The 18,917-nt window shown below is 72.2% G+C and carries 19 protein-coding genes; 10 read left to right on the top strand and 9 right to left on the bottom strand.

Annotated elements, in window-relative coordinates:
- Positions 1–29: 29 nt before the first annotated feature.
- Genes ACFWY5_RS36845 through ACFWY5_RS36830 form a run of 4 tightly spaced genes read right to left on the bottom strand, consistent with a single transcriptional unit; the run spans position 30 to position 4,730 of the window.
- Positions 30–812, bottom strand: a complete 783-nt coding sequence (locus ACFWY5_RS36845; protein WP_379637511.1) for a class I SAM-dependent methyltransferase — start codon at positions 810–812, stop codon at positions 30–32.
- Positions 813–864: 52 nt separating this feature from the next.
- The gene (locus ACFWY5_RS36840) at positions 865–1,944 is read right to left on the bottom strand and encodes a hypothetical protein (RefSeq protein ID WP_379637510.1); all 1,080 of its coding nucleotides are present in this window, start codon (positions 1,942–1,944) and stop codon (positions 865–867) included.
- 27 nt (positions 1,945–1,971) lie between these two features.
- Positions 1,972–3,660 carry a GNAT family N-acetyltransferase gene (locus ACFWY5_RS36835; protein ID WP_379637509.1) on the bottom strand — a complete coding sequence of 563 codons (1,689 nt, stop codon included), beginning with the start codon at positions 3,658–3,660 and terminating at the stop codon, positions 1,972–1,974.
- Positions 3,657–4,730 (bottom strand): hypothetical protein, encoded by a 1,074-nt coding sequence (locus ACFWY5_RS36830; protein ID WP_379617852.1) that lies wholly within the window; start codon positions 4,728–4,730, stop codon positions 3,657–3,659. Before ACFWY5_RS36830 ends, ACFWY5_RS36835 begins: the two co-directional genes overlap by 4 nt.
- A 348-nt stretch (positions 4,731–5,078) precedes the next feature.
- Here ACFWY5_RS36830 and ACFWY5_RS36825 point away from each other — a divergent pair, with 348 nt between their 5' ends.
- Positions 5,079–5,312, top strand: coding sequence for a hypothetical protein (locus ACFWY5_RS36825; protein ID WP_379617850.1), 234 nt, complete (start codon positions 5,079–5,081; stop codon positions 5,310–5,312).
- Positions 5,313–5,358: 46 nt separating this feature from the next.
- On the opposite strand, the gene ACFWY5_RS36820 is transcribed toward ACFWY5_RS36825, so the two are convergent.
- The 3 genes from ACFWY5_RS36820 to ACFWY5_RS36810 are packed head-to-tail and all read right to left on the bottom strand — an operon-like array spanning position 5,359 to position 7,851.
- Positions 5,359–6,351: an LLM class flavin-dependent oxidoreductase gene (locus tag ACFWY5_RS36820; RefSeq protein ID WP_379637507.1), complete on the bottom strand. Its 993-nt coding sequence runs from the start codon at positions 6,349–6,351 to the stop codon at positions 5,359–5,361.
- 34 nt (positions 6,352–6,385) lie between these two features.
- The gene (locus tag ACFWY5_RS36815; RefSeq protein ID WP_379637506.1) at positions 6,386–7,381 is read right to left on the bottom strand and encodes a hypothetical protein; all 996 of its coding nucleotides are present in this window, start codon (positions 7,379–7,381) and stop codon (positions 6,386–6,388) included.
- Entirely contained in the window at positions 7,378–7,851 is a 474-nt protein-coding gene (locus ACFWY5_RS36810; RefSeq protein WP_379637505.1) for a SigE family RNA polymerase sigma factor, read from the bottom strand. Before ACFWY5_RS36810 ends, ACFWY5_RS36815 begins: the two co-directional genes overlap by 4 nt.
- A gap of 99 nt (positions 7,852–7,950) precedes the next feature.
- On the opposite strand from ACFWY5_RS36810, the gene ACFWY5_RS36805 reads away from it, so the two are divergent.
- Entirely contained in the window at positions 7,951–8,448 is a 498-nt protein-coding gene (locus ACFWY5_RS36805; protein WP_379617843.1) for an SAM-dependent methyltransferase, read from the top strand.
- Here the strand turns inward: ACFWY5_RS36805 and ACFWY5_RS36800 are convergent.
- Positions 8,432–9,385, bottom strand: a complete 954-nt coding sequence (locus ACFWY5_RS36800) for an adenylate/guanylate cyclase domain-containing protein (protein ID WP_184963621.1) — start codon at positions 9,383–9,385, stop codon at positions 8,432–8,434. The two genes, ACFWY5_RS36805 and ACFWY5_RS36800, sit on opposite strands and share 17 nt — an antisense overlap.
- A gap of 32 nt (positions 9,386–9,417) precedes the next feature.
- A complete protein-coding gene (locus ACFWY5_RS36795) occupies positions 9,418–10,146 on the bottom strand; it encodes a FadR/GntR family transcriptional regulator (RefSeq protein WP_379637504.1) in 729 nt (242 codons plus the stop codon).
- A 114-nt stretch (positions 10,147–10,260) separates the two neighbouring features.
- Here ACFWY5_RS36795 and ACFWY5_RS36790 point away from each other — a divergent pair, with 114 nt between their 5' ends.
- Genes ACFWY5_RS36790 through ACFWY5_RS36755 form a run of 8 tightly spaced genes read left to right on the top strand, consistent with a single transcriptional unit; the run spans position 10,261 to position 18,798 of the window.
- Positions 10,261–11,754: an ABC transporter substrate-binding protein gene (locus ACFWY5_RS36790; protein ID WP_379637503.1), complete on the top strand. Its 1,494-nt coding sequence runs from the start codon at positions 10,261–10,263 to the stop codon at positions 11,752–11,754.
- Positions 11,751–12,698 (top strand): ABC transporter permease, encoded by a 948-nt coding sequence (locus ACFWY5_RS36785; protein ID WP_379637502.1) that lies wholly within the window; start codon positions 11,751–11,753, stop codon positions 12,696–12,698. The genes ACFWY5_RS36790 and ACFWY5_RS36785 overlap by 4 nt, the downstream gene beginning before the upstream one ends.
- A complete protein-coding gene (locus ACFWY5_RS36780; RefSeq protein ID WP_379637501.1) occupies positions 12,695–13,528 on the top strand; it encodes an ABC transporter permease in 834 nt (277 codons plus the stop codon). Before ACFWY5_RS36785 ends, ACFWY5_RS36780 begins: the two co-directional genes overlap by 4 nt.
- Complete coding sequence (locus ACFWY5_RS36775) at positions 13,515–14,429, top strand: ABC transporter ATP-binding protein (RefSeq protein ID WP_379637500.1); 915 nt, start codon at positions 13,515–13,517, stop codon at positions 14,427–14,429. Before ACFWY5_RS36780 ends, ACFWY5_RS36775 begins: the two co-directional genes overlap by 14 nt.
- Entirely contained in the window at positions 14,398–15,192 is a 795-nt protein-coding gene (locus tag ACFWY5_RS36770; RefSeq protein WP_379637499.1) for an ATP-binding cassette domain-containing protein, read from the top strand. Before ACFWY5_RS36775 ends, ACFWY5_RS36770 begins: the two co-directional genes overlap by 32 nt.
- Positions 15,189–16,367, top strand: coding sequence for a M20 family metallopeptidase (locus ACFWY5_RS36765; protein WP_379617826.1), 1,179 nt, complete (start codon positions 15,189–15,191; stop codon positions 16,365–16,367). The genes ACFWY5_RS36770 and ACFWY5_RS36765 overlap by 4 nt, the downstream gene beginning before the upstream one ends.
- On the top strand, positions 16,364–17,377 hold the full coding sequence (locus tag ACFWY5_RS36760; protein ID WP_379637498.1) for a P1 family peptidase: 1,014 nt from the start codon (positions 16,364–16,366) through the stop codon (positions 17,375–17,377). The genes ACFWY5_RS36765 and ACFWY5_RS36760 overlap by 4 nt, the downstream gene beginning before the upstream one ends.
- Complete coding sequence (locus ACFWY5_RS36755; protein ID WP_379637497.1) at positions 17,374–18,798, top strand: aldehyde dehydrogenase family protein; 1,425 nt, start codon at positions 17,374–17,376, stop codon at positions 18,796–18,798. Before ACFWY5_RS36760 ends, ACFWY5_RS36755 begins: the two co-directional genes overlap by 4 nt.
- The last annotated feature ends 119 nt before the right edge of the window (positions 18,799–18,917 follow it).

Below are 18,917 nucleotides of genomic sequence, written 5' to 3'. Positions count from 1 at the left end.
GCGGCGGGGACGGCATGAGTAGCCCCTACTCAGCCCACGCCGACGGTGAGCATGTGCCCGGAGACACCGAGCAGCGTCGGCTCCGTCTCCATCGACCGCTGGGCGTCGAGCACGAGCTCCCTGCGCCACGGGTCGTCGAGCCAGTCGTCCATGTCGCCGTAGAGCCAGAACGCCCCTTCCACCCCGTACCTGACCGGATCGCGCAGACCGGCGTCGGCGAACTCCCCTGGCACCTCGTCCGGATCGTGGAAGTAGGCGGTGAACCCGGCTCCCGGGGAGAGCATGACGCCGTCGGCCGCCGCGGCATGGGCCGCCCGCCGTTCCGGCTCGCGCAGGTAGTGGCCGAGGCAGATCGTGCCGAGCACGGCCGCGTGGCGGTTGATGGTGGCGGCGGCCACAGGTCCGCCCGGCTGTACCACGCGGCGGGCCTCGCGCAGCGCCCGCACCCGGTCGGCGCGCTCAGCCAGATGGTAGAGCGGCCCGAGAAGCAGCACCGCGTCCACGGCGGCGTCAGGGTACGGCAGCCGCCGGGCGTCACCGGCCACCGCCGTGACGCCGGGCAGTCGGGCGGCCCGTTCCACATGCAGGGGGATCGGATCGACCACCGTCACCTCGTAGCCGTCACCCGACAGCCACTCGGCGTGGATCCCCGGGCCGCCACCAACGTCCAGGACACGGGCGGGCGGCGGAGGCAGCACGCGGCGCAGCACGTCCTGGGTGCGCCAGAGCTCCAGCCGCTCACGGCCCGCACGCAGCCGCAGATGTTCCTTGTCCCGCTCGTAGTAGGCGTGGAGTTCAGGCGTGACATCCATGTCTGATCATGCGCGGCGGCTCGCGGTGCGAACAACCGGTTTTCGCCCACGATCAGCGGGTGCTGAGGTCGGTGACCAGGTTGGTGACGCCCAGGGAGCCGAGTGCCTCCTCCACCGATCCGGCCGGGCGCAGGTCACCCAGGTGGTCGCGCCACACCCGCAGGTCCTCGCGCCAGGCGTCCAGGTAGCGCACGCACAGCTCCGGTGTGATGCGGGCCAGCCGGCCGAGCGCCGCGCGCAGCGACTCCTCCATCGGCCCCCGCTTGGCCGCGTCCGCCTGGTCCAGGCGACCGTGGATGTGCTCGATGAAGCTTCTGCGCCGGCGCAGGAACGTCCGCCAGTGCTCCAGGTCCGCCTCGCTCACCGGACGCTCGTCGTCCAGGAGCCAGAAGATGCCCTCGGCCAGCACGTCCCCGAACTCCTCGTCGCGGGCGCGCTCCGGGCTCTCGTAAGGATCGTACGGCGCCTGCCACATCTGGCCCGTCACCCCGAGCCGGGCCACTTCGAGGACGAAGAACCAGTCCTCGTTGTACACGTCGGGAAAGAAGGAGCTCGCCCGCGCGGTGTCCACGACCAGCGCGCCGCTGCCGACGAAGGTGTCCTGGTCGCCGCCGACGTCGCGGTAGGCGTGGCAGACCACCGAGTTGTCCGGGTAGCCGGAGACCGACAGCGCCACCGCGCCGTGCTCGTCCAGCAGGGCGGCGGCCGAGCACAGGTCGCCGGGGGAGGAGACCACGATGTCGTCGTCGAGGAAGGCGAGGTTGCGCCAGCCCATCATCCTGGCCAGCAGCAGCCCCGCGTTGCGCTTGGCCGCCAGGTCGCCGGAGCGCTGGAAGGAGTGGGGCAGGACGCGGGAGGTGGCGAAGTCGGGTAACCGGAGCTGCTCCGGCCCGGGGAAGTCGGCGGCGATCACCCAGGGCAGGCGGCGGCGTACCGGGGCGGCGCCGGTGCGAGGGCCGCTGCACAGGGCGACCACGGGACAGCCGAGCCGGCGGGCCAGGTCGGCGGCGTGGTCGAGGAAGGCGGGCGGGCGCGCCGTCGGGATGACGATGGCGTCGATCCGCCCCGTACGCGCGGGAGCGGTTCGGGAGGAGAGCAGCTTGCGATGTGAGCCGTGATGATCAGGTGACAAAGAAGCCTCTTTCCCACGAAGCTCCCATCATCGCAATGATGACGGGAACGGAGAAAGAGTCTTGAAAAGAATGTGACATCTGTCTGGTTTGCGCTCGCTTGTCCCGTCCTCGTGGAGGATCTCTTCGGTCGTCGGCAGCGGGGAGTGCTTCCACTTGCGGTAGCCCAGGCGCAGATACAGCCGGTACGCCTGCTGGTTGTCCGGATCGACGCCGAGCGCGACGGTGGAGTGGCCGCGTTCGATGAGCTTCTGCTCGGCCACGTAGACGAGCATGGTGCCGAACCCGGTGTCGCGGTATTCGGGCAACAGATCGAGGTGCATGAGCAAGGGCGTACCCGGAAGCCGGCGCCGCAGCCGCTTCTCCTCCGCCTTGTCCAGCCAGATGTAGACGGTGCCCACGGCCCGTTCGCGGTCCCAGGCGATCAGCAGGACGCCGTGACCGCTCTCCTGCCTGGCCAGGGCGCGCACGAAGTAGGGCCGCTGCCCGAAGGAGGCCACGAGGGCGGGGATGCCGGCCTCGGTGAGCGGCTCGAACCTGACCAGCCCGCCCTCGGGACGGGGGATGCGGACCGCGTACGGCGCGGCCGTACCGGGTGGGTCGCCGAGCGTGTAGGCGGCCGGACGCCGCTCGTGGTGGTGCACGGTCAGCTCCGGATGGCGCTCCCGCAACCGCTCGCACGCCCGCGCCGTCGTCAGCCCGGCCGGCAGCGTGTCGAGATGGGCCTGCCAGCTCTTCCTGGCGACGGCCCAGTCCTCCACGAAGCGGTGGCACACGCGCGCCTTGATGAGCTTGAGCTGCTCGCGGGCGGCCAGGAGCGCGGCCCGCGCCGCCGCCCTGCGCTCCCTGAGCAGAAGGTCCTCGACGAGCCTGCGGCGCCGCCGCAGCACCTCCCGCCAGTGGTCCACGTCCGCCGCCTGCCAGGAGACACCCGAGTCGAGCAGCCACATCAGGCCCTCGCCGAGCACGTCGCCGAACTCCTCGCGCCTGGCCCGCTCCGGCGTGCCGTAGGGGTCGTACTCCCGCTGCAGCCCGGCGCCGACGCTCGCCGTGGGCCGGAGCATGCCGTCGTCGCCGAGCAGGTCGAACCAGTCCTCGTTGTAGACGGCCGGGTAGTAGGCCGGCGCCTTGGCCGCCGCCACGGCCATCGCGCCCGCCCCGGCGAAGGTGGCCTGGTCGGCGCCGCCGTTGTCGCGGTAGGCGTGGCACACCACCGAGTTGTCGGGAAAGCCGCCGAGCGTCAGCGCCACCCGGTCGTAGGAACCCAGCAGCGCCGCCGCCCCCGACAGGTCGTCAGGATCGGGCACCACGATGTCGTCGTCGAGGAAGACGACGTTCTCCCAGCCGGCCATGGTGGCCAGCACCATGCCGACGTTGCGCTTGGCGGCGGTGTCGGCGCGGCAGTCGAGCGGGGTGGAACGCGGGAACTCCGGGCCGTGGAAGGGCGCGGGCAGCGGCTTGTGCCGCGACAGCTCGATGGCGACCAGCTCCACGCCCAGCTCGCCCAGCCCGCGCATGGTCCGCGCCGCCGAGGTGTAACGCCCGCTCGACAACGTGACCAGCGGGCAGTCGAGCCGCTCCGCCACCGCCGCCGCGTCCCGCAGGTACGCCGGCGGCCGCACGGTCGGCACGATGATCGCATCGACCCGCGCGGTCCCGGCGGGCCGCGGCGCGGACGCCAGGAGGTGCCGGTGTGAGCCGTGGTGGTTCCGGGTCACCCCTGGTTCTCCGGCCACTCGTGGAGCACGTTGCCGGAAAGGCGCCAGTCGGGGGTGAGCACGGCGCCGCCCATGACGAGGACCCGGGTGATCAGGCTGAAGCTCTCCTGCCCGGCGAAGCGGGTGTTGAGGTACTCGCTGTTGGCCTCGGCCAGGGCCGGATCGGTCAGCGCGCGCACGGCGCCGAGGGTGCCGCGCCCGAACATGCCGTTGCACATGGTCAGCGTGCCGCTCTGGTAGAGCGGGTTGGGGCCGCGGTAGAAGTGGGCCACGTCCTCGAGCAGGATCTCCCGCCCGTCGGCTCCCCGCTCCAGCGTCGGCGGGTAGTGCTCCTCGCCGACCTCGAAGTAGACGCGCCCCGCGCCCCACTCGGCCACCTGCTTGACCGGCATCGCGGGGTCGGCCAGCACGTCGGCGGTGCGCGGGTTGAAGTCGACGCCGCCGAGCAGCACGACGTGTCCGGCGAAGTCCTCGGTCGGCGAGACGGTGTCGACCCTGCGGCGGCGGACCGTGCTGGCCGGGTTGAGCGCGCGCAGGTGGCCGTGGAGCTCGAAGAGGGCGTCGATGTCGGCGTAGGTGTAGAGGTCCATGTAGTCGGGGTCGTCGGGGTCGACGTACTTGCTCAGGCTCGCGGTCAGGTCGGCCGGCAGGCTGCCGCAGATGATGGTGATCGGCCGCTCGTCGCGGAAGTCCCACGGGTTGGCGGTCGCGCCGGCCGGCTCGTGCACCGCGTCGTTGCGCAGGCTGAGCAGGTCGGCCCGGATCCGCCCGCGCTCGGCGAGCTCCTCGGCGGTCAGCTCGGAGACCGGCAGCAGGCGCAGTGTGCCGTCCTTGATCGAACGCGGGGTGCAGAACAGGGTGGCGTAGTCGTCGAGGCGCGCGAGCGGGGGCGTCTTCGGCGTCGTGCCGGACTCCCAGGAGCTGATCAGGCCGGAGCTGAGCGGTCTGCCGCCCTTGGCCAGGGCCTCGCCCAGCATCGGCTGCGTGATCCTCACCTCCGGCCAGCGCCGGGTGCGGAGCGACTTCAGCCGTTGCGCCAGAACCCGGACGGCGTCGTCCATCGGTTCCATCAGGAAACACCCTTCATCTGAACTTCAGTCTCCAAGTAAACATCTACTGGCGTCCAGATGCGAGTAGTTCGTTTGGCCAGTTCACTGGCGTGCGCGTCATCCTAGAGCCACAGACCCCGCCCGCGCAGGTTTTTCGCGCCGTCAGCAGGGGAATTCTTCCTTCAGGAGAAGAAGTGAAGATTAGGTAAAGGTTAACCATGAACAGATCCCGCGCACCGCCCCGCATCAGTCAGACGCGGGCACAGCACCCCCTGCGATCACGCAGGCACTCCCGGGTCGGGGCAGACGATCTCCAGGAGTGCCCGCACTCGTAAGGCCCCATCGGCGCGTCAACCACCGGGGAACTCCATGACAACCGTAATCCTCCTCACCACCGCCAGCCCAGAGGGAGTGGCAGCGGCCCGCGGTCTGCTCTCACTCCTCGCGATAGCCTCGCTCTGGGCGATGCTCTTCGCCGTCCGCCAGGTGGCGAAGGCAGTCTCCTTCCTCCTGCGCATCGTTCTCGTCCTGATCGCCACCGTCGCGCTGGGCGCGCTGGCCGTGGTGCTCCTCGCGCAGGTCGCTCTGGCCCTCGGGCCCTGAACCGCGGAGATGGGCGCGACCCCGCAGCGCCCATCTCGGGTGACGCCTACAGGCGCGCCAGCCTCGTATAGGAGTCGAGGCGCTCGTCCAGGTCGTAGGTGTTCATCGTGACCAGCACCTCGTCGGCCCCCGACCGCTCCACCAGGTCGTCGAGGGCCAGCGCCACCTCCCCGGCCGTCCCGTGGATCTGCCCGGCCCGCGCCTCCTCCAGGTACCCCCGCTCCCGTTCGCTCATCTCCGCGGCGAGGATCTCCGCCGCCGGAGAAAGGGGCGGGAACGCGCCGCGCGTCCGTGACACCGCCGTCGCCCAGGCCTCCGGCACCTGCAGGTACGCCGCCGCTGCCGCCGTCTCGCCGACCGCCACGTTCGCCGCCACCATCACGTACGGCCGCGCCGCCCACTCCGACGCCCGGAACGCGGCCCGGTAACGCCCGACCGCCTCCGTCATCCGGGCGCCGTTCCCGATCACCATGGGCAGCCCGTGCTCGGCGGCGATGTCGGCGCCGGCGCCCATCGCCAGCACGAACACCTCCGGCCGCAGCCCCTCCGCCGGATACGCGTGCACGCCCGGATGGACCTGCTGCTTGCCGGTGAAGAAGCCGAGCAGTTCCTCCAGCCGTTCGCCGAAGTCGTCGGCGTCGGCCAGCCCGAAGTCGTCGGCGTCGGCCAGCCCGTGCCCCAGCGCCTTGCGGATGCCGCCGGTGAACCCCACGGAACGGCCGAGCCCCATGTCGACGCGCCCCGGGTACAGCGACTCCAGCACGCCGAACTGCTCGGCCACCACCAGCGGCCGGTGGTTGGGCAGCATGACGCCGCCGGTGCCGACCCTGATGCGCGAGGTGGCCGCCGCGACGGCGGCGGCCAGCACGGTCGGCGCGGAACCGGCCACCCCGGGCACGCTGTGGTGCTCGGAGACCCAGAAACGGTGGTAGCCCAGCTCCTCCGCCCGCCGGGCGAACTCGATTGTGTCCCGCAGCGCCCGCGCCGGATCCTGTCCGGTGCGGACGAGCGAGCGGTCAAGGATCGAGTAACGAGTCACTCTTGCTGTAACACCTGACGGCCGGAAAGATTTCCTACTTCCGGTACAGCCCCACCGACCAGCGGACCGGCCGGTTGGGGTGGCCGCCGCCTTCCATGCGCAGCTTGAGCGTGACGGTCGAGATCTTGCCCTTCGGCAGGGTGTGCAGCCCCATCGCCCAGGGGAAGTCGCCCTGCTTCCAGACGGCGCAACTGCCGCTGACGCCGGTGTCCCTGCCGTTGACGGAGACCTCGAACGACAGCCGCTGGGCCAGTTCGCCGGTGCAGATCTTCTCGATGCCGACCCTGCGGCCGCTCGTGCGGAAGGTGATGGTGTCCTGCTCCGGCCAGGTTCCCGACTCGGTCTTGCTCAGCTTCATCGCGCCCAGGCTTTCCGGCAGGGCGCGCGGCGCTTCGGGAACCACCGGACGCGTGGGCGGGATCCACTCGTAGAAGGCGAGTGACCAGACGCTCCGCTCGAACTTCGGCGGCTCACAGGGCGCGCTCTCCTTCGTCCGGATGCAGCCCTTGCCGCGGAACACGGGATCGATGACGACCTCGGCCGTGCCGGTGCCCTTCGGCATCCGCAGGCCGAGCACCTGCCTCTCCTTCGAGCAGTCTTGCAGGCCGTGTTGCGGCGGCAGCCCGGCGGCGCCGACCGAGGGCGCGATGCTCCCCCGGGCCGTGCCCGTACAACTGGCGGCCAGGTCGATGGGGTTGCCGGTCAGCGGGACCGTCACGGTGACCTTCTTCTTGCCCGGGGTGACCACGGTCGTGGCGGCCACCTTGCGGTACTCGGTGCCGTCGGCGGAGACGAAGGTCTCGGGCAGCTCGGGCTTGGCGGCCACCGCCGGGGCGGGCGGCCGCGCCGTACCGGGGAGAAGGGTGGCGGTGAGCGCGACGGCGGCCGCGATCGCGCCGCCCGCCACCGCGGTCCTGCGCAGCCGCCTGCGGCGGATGCGGGCCTCGACCTGGGTACGGCGGGCCGGGTTGGGCGGCGGCGCGGCGGCGCCGCGCTCCCGCAGCACCTCACGCAGGTCCTGCACGGTCATCGCTGCAACTCCTTCACGATCGATTCGTCCACCCGCAACTTGGCCAGGGCCTTGGCCGTCTGGCTCTTGACCGTGCCCGGTTCGCAGCCGAGGGCCTGGGCCGTCTCCGCGACCGACAGGTCCTCGTAGAAGCGCAGCACGATCACCGCCCGCTGCCTGGCCGGCAGCCGCCGGATCGCCCGCCACAGCGAGTCGTGCTCGTCGAATCCGCCGGTGGCGTCGGGGTGCGCGGTCTCGGGCAGGTCGTGGCTGGGCAGCTCGCGCCGCCAGCGCCGCCGCCACCAGGAGGTGAAGGTGGTGACGATGACCCGGCGCACGTACGGCTCCGGCTCCTCCACCCTCGGCCAGGCGAACCACGCCTTGGCCAGCGCCTCCTGCAGCAGGTCCTCGGCCAGCGCCCAGTCGTGGGTCAGCAGGTAGGCGGTGCGGAGGAGGTGGTCCGACCGCGCGGCCACGAAATCATGAAACATCGATCTGTCTGCCACCTGATGGGCCTCTCGGGTTGTCGCCTGTCGACCGTACTGACGCATCGGACGGCGGGCCGGTTGCCCTGGGGCAGGATGGAGTTCATGGCGATTCCGGCACGGCTGACATGGGCGGTGGACACCCTCGACGTGCGCCCGGGGGAGCGGATCCTCGAGATCGGATGTGGCCGCGGCGTGGCCGCCGAGCTGCTCTGCGACCGGGGCGCGCGGGTGACCGCGCTCGACCGCTCCGCGACCGCGATCAAGGCGGCCGAGCTGCGCAACCGGCGCCACCTCGACGCCGGCCTGGCCGTCTTCCGCCTCGGGGCGCTTGAGGACGGCATCGGCGACGGCGGCTACGACAAGGTGTTCGCGGTCAACGTCAACCTCTTCTGGACCCGCTCACCGGCCGGCGAACTCGCCCTCATCAGGAACGCCCTGACCGGGCGGGGCGCGCTCTACGTCTTCTACGAGCCGCCGGGACGCACGGAGGAACTGGCGGAGAAGGCGGGCGGCGCGCTGGCCGCGGCCGGCTTCCACGTCACGACGCTGCGCGAGGGCAACCTGCTGTGCGTCAAGGGCGAGGTCACAGCGCCCGCTTGACCGTGAACGGCACCAGCTCGCCCAGCCCGCGCACGGTGAGCCGGTCGACCGGGACCAATCGGAAGGCGCGGTCGCCGGTCAGCTCCTCGGCGATGTCCGGGTCGGCGAGGATCGTCCCGGGGTGCGCCAGGGCGGTCAGCCTGCTGGCGAGGTTGACCGTGGTGCCGAACACGTCACCCATGCGGCCGATGACCGGTCCCACCGCCAGGCCCACGCGCAGCTCCGGCATGCCGCGTACCTTGGCGTGGGCGGCCAGCAGCCGCAGCGCGATCTCCGCCGCGTCGTGCGCCTTGCCCGAGACGAACAGCACCGAGTCGCCCAGCGTCTTGATCACCCGGCCGCCGGTCGAGGTGACCACGTCGGCCGACCTGCCCTCGAACTCGTCGACCAGCGCGGCCAGCTCGATCTCGGAGATCTGCCTGCTCAGCCGGGTGAACCCGACGAGGTCGGCGAAGCCCACGGCCAGGCGTACCGCGGTCTTCTCCTGCTCGACCATGCGGCCGGCCGCGGCGGCGAGCTGCCTGCGCCAGGCGTAGACCAGCAGTTTCTCCAGGTCGGGCACCACCCGCCTGGCCCGGCGCGTCCACGCGCGCGGCCGGTCGGCCAGCGGTACGCCCGCCTGGTCGAGTTCCTCGGCGCCCAGTTCGGCCTGCGACTCGGCCAGCCGCGCGGTCGCCCGGCCCAGCGAACGGGCCATGAGCAGCACGTGGCCCTCGTCGTACAGGCCTCTGCTGACCATGCCGAGCAGCGTGCGCAGGGCCTCGACGTCGGAGTCGGTGAACTCGACCGCGTCGTCGGCGACGTTGGCGAAGCCGAGCGCGCGCCAGAACTTGCGCGCACGGTAGACGGGCACCCCGGCCATCTCGGCGACCTGGTGGCTGGTGTAACGACGGTGCTCGCGGAGGAACGCCTCCGTCAGCCCGTCCTCACTCGTCACGGCTGCAACCTAACACCCTGCCGGGCCGCCGGTCAGTCCAGGAGGGCGCGCAGCGCGGCGCGTTCCGCGGCGGGCACGTAGCCGACGTAGTAGTCGTACATGGTCTGCCGCGACAGCCGGGCCGCCAGCGGCCCGTCGCCCGCCCGCACCGCGGCCAGGACCTCCTCGTGGTGGCCGATGCTCTGCCGCATCAGCCCGTCCTGGTCGGGCGCGGCGGCGATCTTCTCCTCGATCAGGTTGAGCACGATCGAGCGCACCACGTCGGTGCAGATCTGGATGAGCTTGTTGCCGCTGGCCCTGGCCACGGCGTCGTGGAAGGCGACGTCGGCCGCGCTGAACGCGTCGTAGCCGGTCTCGGCGGCGGCCCGCATCGCGGTGATCGCCGCGTCCATCTCCGCCAGCTGCGCCTCGGTACGCAGCCGCGCCGCCAGCAGGTTGGCCGCGGAGTCGAGCGTCATGCGGAACCCGATCAGCTCGCCCAGCGACAGCTGGTCCACCCGGGCCAGCGTGGTCAGCGACTTGTGGAGCGCGGCCGGGGTGAACGGCAGCACCTCGGCCCCGTTGGGGTCCCCGGGCCGGGAGCGGACCAGCCCGCGGGCCTGCAGCACGCGCAGCGCCTCGCGCACGGTCGAGCGGCTGACGGAGAACTGCGCCATCAGGTCCCGCTCGCTGGGCAGCCGGTGTCCCGGGGTGAGCGTGCCGGTCTCGACGGCCTCCTCGATCTGCTCGACGATGCGCTCGTACGCGCGGACGGTGCGCACCGGTTCAAACCGTGGTCCGCCCATGGAAGAGCCCCCTTGACCCGAGCAGTTGAGGACTGGCAGTGTGCGTAGCCTACTGGTCCGACCAGTGCACTAGCCAGGAGGCTGTTGAACATGAGGCGAATCGGGACCATGATCGCCGCCGGCGGTCTCCTGCTGGCCACTGCCTGCGGCGGCGGTGGCGGCGGGCAGACGGGCGGGAACACGGCGGCGAAGCAGGAGTCGTTGTCGGTCGGGTTCGTGGCGGAACCGGCCAACCTCGACTTCACCGCGACCGAGGGCGCCGCGATCCCGCAGGCGCTGCTGGTCAACGTCTACGAGGGCCTGGTCAAGCTCGACCAGGACGGCAAGATCGTCCCGCTCCTCGCGGAGAAGTGGGAGATCTCCCCGGACCGCAAGACCTACACCTTCACCCTGCGCAAGGGCGTCACCTTCAGCAGCGGCGCCCCCTTCACCGCCGACGACGTCGTCTTCTCCTTCGACCGCGTGAAGTCCGACTGGAAGCTGAAGATCAAGGCCCAGCTCGACGTCATCGACAAGGTGGAGAAGAAGGACGACACCACCGCCGTCGTCACGCTCAAGCAGCCGAGCAACGGCTTCCTCTACGCGCTGGCCACCCGCCTCGGCGCCATGTTCAGCAGGACGGGCGTCGCCGACCTCGCCAACAAGCCCGTCGGCACCGGCCCCTACCAGCTCGGCGGCTGGAAGCGCGGCGACTCCATCCAGCTCACCGCCAACGGCACGTACTGGGGCACCAAGCCCGCCATCCCCGGCGTCACGCTGAAGTACTTCAAGGACGCCACGGCGATGAACAACGCGCTGCTGACCGGCGGCATCGACGTCATCTCCAGCGTCCAGGCCCCCGAGTCGCTGCAGCAGTTCGCCGACCCCAACCGGTTCCAGACGGTCGAGGGCACCACCAACGGGGAGGTCGTGCTCTCCCTCAACAACGGCCGCCCGCCGTTCAACGACAAGAAGGTACGGCAGGCCGTACGCCACGCCCTCGACCACAAGGCGCTCCTGGACACCGCCTGGGCCGGAAGGGGCCAGCTCATCGGCACCATGGTCCCGCCCACGGACCCGTGGTACGAGGACCGCACCGGCGACTACCCGCACGACGTGAACAAGGCCAGGGAACTGCTCGGCGGCAAGACCTACAACGTCAAGATGCGCATCCCCAACCTGCCGTACGCGGTGGCGAGCGCCCAGGTGGTCAAGTCGCAGCTCGCGCAGGTGGGCATCACCGCCGACATCGAGCCGCTGGAGTTCCCGGCCCGCTGGCTGGACGTGGTGTTCAAGCAGGGCGACTACGACCTGTCCATCATCAACCACGTCGAACCCCGCGACATGGGCATCTTCGCCGACAAGTCGTACTACTTCCGTTACGACAACCCCGAGTTCGGCAAGCTGCTCGCCGAGGCCGACAAGGGTACCGAGCAGGATCAGACCGACAAGCTCAAGCAGGCGGCCAAGCTGCTGTCCGACGACGCCGCCGCCGACTGGCTCTTCCTCTTCCCGAACCTCATCGTCGCCAAGAAGGGCGTCACCGGCCTGCCGAAGAACGCCATCGCCGAGTCCTTCGACTTCACCGGACTCGCCAAGCAGTGATCGTCTACCTGGCCAAGCGGCTGGCGGTGCTCCTGGCGAGCACCGCCGTCGCCGGCGTGGTCGTCTTCGCCTTCATGGCGCTGCTGCCGGGCGACCCGGCCGAGATCGCGCTCGGCGTCAACGCCACCCCGGAGGCCGTGGCCCAGCTGCGCGAGCAGTACGGCACCGACCGGCCGCCCGTCACCCAGTTCCTCGACTGGTTCGGCGGCCTGGTCACCGGCGACTTCGGCACCTCCTACGTGACCAGCTCGCCCATCGGCCCGCAGATCGGCGAGCGGCTGGCGGTCACCGCGGTGCTCGTGACCGGCGGCATGGTCATCGCGCTGCTGGTGGCGGTCCCGGCCGGCACCTTCGCCGCCGTGCACCACCGCAACCCGCTCGGCGCCGCGATCAGCGCCTTCAGCCAGGTAGGCATCGCCATCCCGGCGTTCCTGGCCGGCATCCTGCTGGTGTTCGTCTTCGCGGTGAAGGCCCAGGCCCTGCCCTCGGGCGGCTACGTGCCCATGGCAGAGGACCCCACGCAATGGCTGCTGAGCCTGCTGCTGCCGTGGCTGTCGCTGGGCCTGGTGCAGGGCGCCGTCCTGACCCGCTACGTCCGCTCGTCGGTGCTCGACGTCATGCGCGAGGACTACCTGCGCACCGCCCGCGCCAAGGGCCGCGGCCGCATGGGCGCCCTGTGGCGGCACGGCCTGCGCAACGCCTCCATCCCCGTCGTCACCGTGCTCGGCCTCCAGCTGGCGACGCTGCTCATCGGCGCCGTGGTCGTCGAGCGCGTCTTCGTCATCCCGGGCCTCGGCGACCTGCTCCTGAACGGCGTGGCCGGCCGCGACCTCCTGCTCGTCCAGGGCGTGGTCATGGTGCTCGTGGTCGCGGTGCTGCTCATCAACTTCGTGGTCGACCTGGCCTACGCCGCTCTCGACCCCCGGCTGCGAGGTGCGCGATGAGAGGCAGGATGAACGCCGCGCTGATCGCCGGTGGCACGCTGGTCGCCCTCGTGGTGGTCGCCGCGCTCGTCTCGTTCGTGTGGACGCCGCACGACCCGACCCTCGTCGACGCCGCCAGGAAGCTCCGTGAACCCGGCGGCGGCAACCCGCTCGGCGCCGACAAGTTCGGCCGCGACACCTTCAGCCAGCTCATGGTCGGCGCCCGCACCACCCTGTACGTCGGCATCGTGGCCGTCGGCATCGCCGCGCTGATCGGCACCCCGCTCGGCATGGTCGCCGGGATGACCCCGCGCGGCTGGCTGTCGGAGCTGGTCATGCGGGTCAACGACCTCGTCTTCGCCTTCCCCGCGCTGCTGCTCGCGGTCATGCTCGGCGCCGTCTACGGGGCCGGCACGCTCACCGCGATGATCGCCATCGGCGTGGCCACCGTGCCCGCCTTCGCCCGCGTCGCGCGCGCCGCGACCATGCAGGTCATGGTCACCGACTACATCCTGGCCGCGCGGGCCGCCGGGCGCGGCCGGATGGCGATCGCCGGGCGGCACGTGCTGCCGAACATCGCCTCGATGCTCATCGTGCAGGCGTCGGTGTCGTTCGCCATCGCGATCCTGGCCGAGGCGGCCCTGTCGTTCCTCGGCTTCGGCACCCGCCCGCCGACCCCGTCGTGGGGGCGCATGCTCCAGGAGTCGCAGGAACTGCTCTTCTCCACGCCCCGCCTGGCCCTGTGGCCGGGCCTGGCGATCGCGCTGGCCGTCCTCGGCTTCAACCTCCTCGGCGACGGCCTGCGCGACTATCTCGACCCGAAGCTGAGGAGGATTCGTGCTGAGCGTTGAGGGGCTCTCCGTGCGCGCCGGGGAGCTCGAACTCGTGCGGGAGGTCTCCTTCGACATCGCCCCCGGCGAGCGGGTCGGGCTCATCGGCGAGTCGGGTTCGGGCAAGTCGCTCACCGCGCTGTCGCTCATGGGACTGCTTCCGGAGGGCGTCAGCGCCTCAGGCACCGCCGTCCTGGGCGGGCACCGGCTGCTCGGCGTGCCGGAGAAGCGGCTCAAGGGGCTGCGCGGCCGTACCGTGTCGATGGTCTTCCAGGAGCCGATGACCGCGCTCAACCCGCTCATGCGGGTCGGCGCGCAGGTGTCGGAGGTGATGACCCTGCACGGCCGCGACCGCGCGGCCGCCCGCGCCCGCACGCTCGACCTCCTGGACCGGGTACGGCTCCCGCACCCCGCCCAGATCGCCCGCGCCTACCCCCACCAGCTCTCCGGCGGCCAGCGCCAGCGCGTCATGCTGGCCATCGCCCTGGCCAACGAGCCCGACCTGCTCATCTGCGACGAGCCGACCACCGCGCTGGACGTGACGGTGCAGAAGCAGATGCTGGACCTGATCGCCGAGGTGGCCCCGGCGCTGCTGTTCATCACCCACGACCTGGCGGTGGTGGCGGCGATGTGCGAGCGCGTCCTGGTCATGTACGGCGGCCGCGTGGTCGAGTCGGGCCCCATGCGCGAGGTCTTCACCCGCCCCCGCCACCGCTACACCGAAGGCCTGCTCGACGCCTCCCGCCTGACCCCGCGCGGCACCCGGCTGCCCACGATCAAGGGCAGTGTGCCGTCGGCCGGGGCGTTCCCCGAAGGCTGCGTCTTCCGCAACCGCTGCCCCTACGCCAGCCCCCAGTGCGAGACCGAACCGGCGTTGACAGGAGAGGCCCATGGCTATGCCTGCTGGCACCCCGGTGATTGAGGCCCGCGACCTCACCCGCGTCTACCGCCGCCCGCGGACTTCCCTCACCAGGCCGGGCGAGGCCGTGCACGCGCTGAAGGGCGTCTCGCTGAGCGTCGCCCGCGGCGAGCGCTACGGGATCGTCGGCGAGTCCGGTTCCGGCAAGTCGACGCTGCTGCGGCTGCTGTGCGGGCTCGACCGGCCCACCAGCGGCTCGATCAGGTTCGCCGGGCAGGAGATCGTCGGCCGCCGCGACCTTCGCTTCCTGCGCAACGACCTGCAGATCGTCTTCCAGGACCCGATGAGCTCCCTCGACCCCCGCATGCGGGTACGCGACATCGTCGCCGAGCCGCTGGTCGCGCAGGGACTGCCGGTCGGCGCCCGGGTCGCCGAACTGCTGGAGGAGGTCGGGCTGCCCGCCGCCGCGGCCGAGCGCTACCCGCACCAGTTCTCCGGCGGCCAGCGCCAGCGCATCGCCATCGCCCGCGCGCTCGCGCCCGCCCCGAAGGTGCTCGTCGCCGACGAGGCGGTCAGCGCGCTCGACGTCTCGGTACGCGGCCAGATCCTCAACCTGCTCGCCGACCTCATCGACGCGCACGGCCTCACGCTGGTGTTCGTCTCCCACGACCTGTCCGTGGTCAGGCACGTCTGCGAGAGCGTCGCGGTGATGAGCGAGGGGGAGATCGTGGAGAGCGGGGCCGTGGACGAGGTCTGGGCCGGGCCCAAACACCCCTACACCCGCACGTTGTTGCAGGCCGTACCCACCTTGGAGGGACTTCTGTGATCGAGATCGACGCTGTGGGGGTGGTGGAGTTCACCCAGGCGCTGGTACGCGTGCCCAGCACGAACGACCCGGCGCGCGGGCGCAACGAGCTGCCCGCCGCCGAACTCGTCGCCGCGAAGATGCGCTCGTGGGGCTGGGAGCCGCAGATCTCCGAGGCCGCGCCCGGCCGTCCCAACGTGGTCGCCGTGGTCGAGGGCGGGCTGCCCGGACCCACGCTCATGTTCGAGGGCCACACCGACGTGGTGACCGAGGGCGACCTGGCCGAGTGGACCGTCGACCCGTTCGGCGGCGAGATCCGCGACGGCCGGCTGTGGGGGCGCGGCAGCGCCGACATGAAGTCCGGCCTGGCCGCCACCCTCTACGCGGTACGCGCGCTGCAGCTCGCTGGACCGTTCCCCGGCCGGGTGAAGGTGTGCGCGCTGGCCGACGAGGAGGGGCTGATGCTCGGCGTCCACCACTTCGTGGACTCCGGGCTGGCCGCGGACGTGGACGGGGCGATCGTGGCCGAGCCCGAGGCGGGCGAGATCTGCGCCGTGGCCAAGGGCGCGCTGCGCCTGCGGGTGGACTTCACCGGCAAGATGGCGCACGGCGCGATGCCCCAGCACGGCCGCAACCCGATCCCGGCCGCCGGCGCGCTCATCGTCGCCCTCGGCGCCTACCAGGACGAGCTGCAGAAACGTTTCCCCGAGCACGAGCACCTCGGCCACGTGTACGTCACGCCCACCGTGGCCCGCGCGGGCAGCGAGGAGCAGGTCAACGTCATCCCGGTGGCGGCCTCGGTCTTCGTGGACGTACGGACCCTGCCGGGCATGTCGCACGCCGAGATCGCCGCCCGGGTCGGTGAGCTGGCCGCGTTCACCGGGATCGCCGCGCAGGTCGCCATCCTGGTGGACCGGCCCGCGGTCGAGGTCCCCGTGGACGACCCCGTCGTGGCCGCCCTCGCCGCCGCCCACCGCGCCGTCACCGGGCAGGAGCCGGTCTACGGCGGCGTGCCCGGCTCCACCGACGGCACCGTCCTGACCCACTGGGGCGGCGTCCCCTCGGTGGTGTACGGCCCCGGCGGCAAGTGGATCGCCCACCAGGCCGACGAGTTCGTCGAGGTGGAGGAGATCGTCCGGTGCGCCCGCGTGTTCGCCGAGGCCGCCCGCCGCTTCCTGACCGGGGAACCCGCGTGAAGCCGGGGCCGCTCAACGCGCTCACCGACGTCCCGGGCATCCGGGTCGGGCACGCGCAGCGCGTCGGCGGCGGCTATCGGACCGGGACCACCGTGATCCTGCCGCCGGGCGAGGGCGCGGTGGCCGGGGTGGACGTGCGCGGCGCCGCCCCCGGCACCCGCGAGACCGAGCTGCTCGACCCCCGCAACCTGGTCGAGCGGGTCCACGCCGTCGTCCTGACCGGCGGCAGCGCGTACGGGCTCAGTGCGGCCTGCGGCGTCATGGACCGCCTGGCCGACGCCGGGACCGGCTTCCCGGTGGAGGGCGGCGTCGTCCCGATCGTCCCCTCGGCCGTCATCTACGACCTGGGCAGGGGCGGCCACTTCCGCGCCACGCCCGCCGCCGAACTGGGCGCCGCCGCCTACGACGCCGCCTCGGCGGACGAGGCGCGCAACGGCTCCGTCGGCGCGGGCACCGGCGCGGTGGCGGGCGGTCTCGCCGGCGGCGTCGGCACCGCCAGCGCCGTTCTCGGCTCCGGCGTCACCGTGGCCGCCCTGGCCGTGGTGAACGCGGCCGGATCGGTCCTCGACCCCTCCGGCGGCCTGCTGGCGGGCGCCCGCTACGGCCTGCCCGGCGAGTTCGGCCGCCTCGGGCCGCCGTCCGCGCGGGAGGCGGAAGCCTGGCGGCCGGTGAAGGTCACCAGCTTCAACACCACCATCGGCGTCGTGGCCACCGACGCCGCGCTGTCGAAGGCCCAGTGCGGCAAGCTCGCCGGAGTGGCGCACGACGGGCTGGCCCGCGCGATCCGCCCCGCCCACACCATGGTCGACGGCGACACGATCTTCGGCCTGTCCACCGTCGCCCGATCCGAGCCGTCGAGCGCGGAGCTGCAGGACGTCCTGGCCGCCGGGGCCGACGTCTTCAGCCGCGCCGTGGCTCACGCCGTCCTGGCCGCCACCGGCCGCCCGGAGGCGCCCGCCTACCTCGACGTCTTTCCCAGCGCCCGGCTCCCACGGGAGGAACGACCATGAACTGGCCGAGCGGACTGCCGGTGGGGGCGGGCTGGGCGCCCGTCCAGGACACCACCGAGATCGTCTTCCCCTACGACGGCGGCGTGGTGGCCGCCGCGCCGCTGGGCACGGCCGAACTGGCCGCCCGTGCGGTGGAGGAGGCGCTGGCCGTGGCGCCCGCCATGGCCCGGGTGCCCTCGCACGCCCGCCGTACCGCGCTGATGGGCGCGCACGACGCGCTGGTGGCGCGGCGTGCCGAGTTCGAGCGGCTGCTCGTGCTGGAGACCGGCAAGCCGCTGGTCGACTGCCGGGTCGAGGTGGCGCGGACGATCGTCACGCTGGCCACCGCCGCCGAGGAGGTGGCCAGGCTGCACGGCGAGACCGTGCCGCTGGACCTGCTGCCCTCCGGCGAGGGGCTGACGGGGTTCTGGACCCGGCGGCCGATCGGCGTCGTGGTCGGCATCACCGGCTTCAACTACCCGCTGCTCCTGGCCGCCCACAAGATCGCCCCGGCGGTCGCGGCGGGCTGCCCGGTGATCGTCAAACCGGCGCCCGCCACCCCGCTGGCCACACTCTGGCTGGTCCACCTGCTGCGGGAGACCGGCGCGCTGCCCGCGGCCGCGGTTCAGCTGGTCACGGGTGACGTCGAGGTCGGCCGTACGCTCGTCGAGGACCGCAGGATCGGCGCGGTCTCCTTCACCGGCTCGGCGGCGGCCGGGCACGCCATCGCCCGCAACGCCGCCCCGACCAAGGTCGTGCTCGAACTCGGCTCCAACGCCGCCCTGGTGGTCGCCGCCGACGCCGACCTGGAGGCCGCGGCGGACGCGGTGGTGCGCGGCGGCTACTACGCCTCCGGGCAGGCGTGCATCTCGGTGCAGCGGGTGCTCGTCGAGGAGCGGGTCAGGGACCGGTTCCTGCCGCTGCTGGCCGAACGCATGAAGAGCGTGGTCACCGGCGATCCCCGTGAGCCGGAGACGCGGGTCGCGCCGCTGATCGACGAGCGTTCGACGGCGCGCGTGCTGGAGTGGGTGGAGGCGGCCGTGGACGCGGGCGCGAGCCTGGTGACCGGCGGGCGGCGGGCGGGCCGGGAGATCGTGCCGACGCTGCTGGCCGACGTTCCCGACGGCGTGGCCGCCTGGGACGAGGAGATCTTCGGCCCCGTCGTCTGCGTCCGTACGGTGGCGGACCTGGACGAGGCCTTCGCCGTCGTCAACCGCTCCCGCTACGGCCTGCACGCCTCCGTCTTCACCACCTCCCTGGCCACGGCGTTCGCCGCGATCGACCGGATCGAGGCGGGTGGCGTCGTGGTCAACGAGGTGCCGGGCTTCCGCGCGGACAACATGCCCTACGGCGGCGTCAAGGACTCCGGCATCGGCCGGGAGGGCCCGCGCTTCGCGATCGAGGAGTTCACCGTCACCCGGATGGCGATCATCCGCCCGTAGCCGTGCGGGCCGGGGGAGGACCCGGCCCCCCCGGCGCCCCGCCCGGGGCGGGTTAACAACAGAACCGGCCCCCCGCCTGTGGGGGGGTGTGGGGGGGGGGGGGCGGGGACATTAAAAGA

This window comes from Nonomuraea sp. NPDC059007, assembly GCF_042740555.1.
Classification (GTDB): Bacteria; Actinomycetota; Actinomycetes; order Streptosporangiales; family Streptosporangiaceae; genus Nonomuraea.
This window is presented reverse-complemented; position numbering and strand designations above follow the sequence as displayed.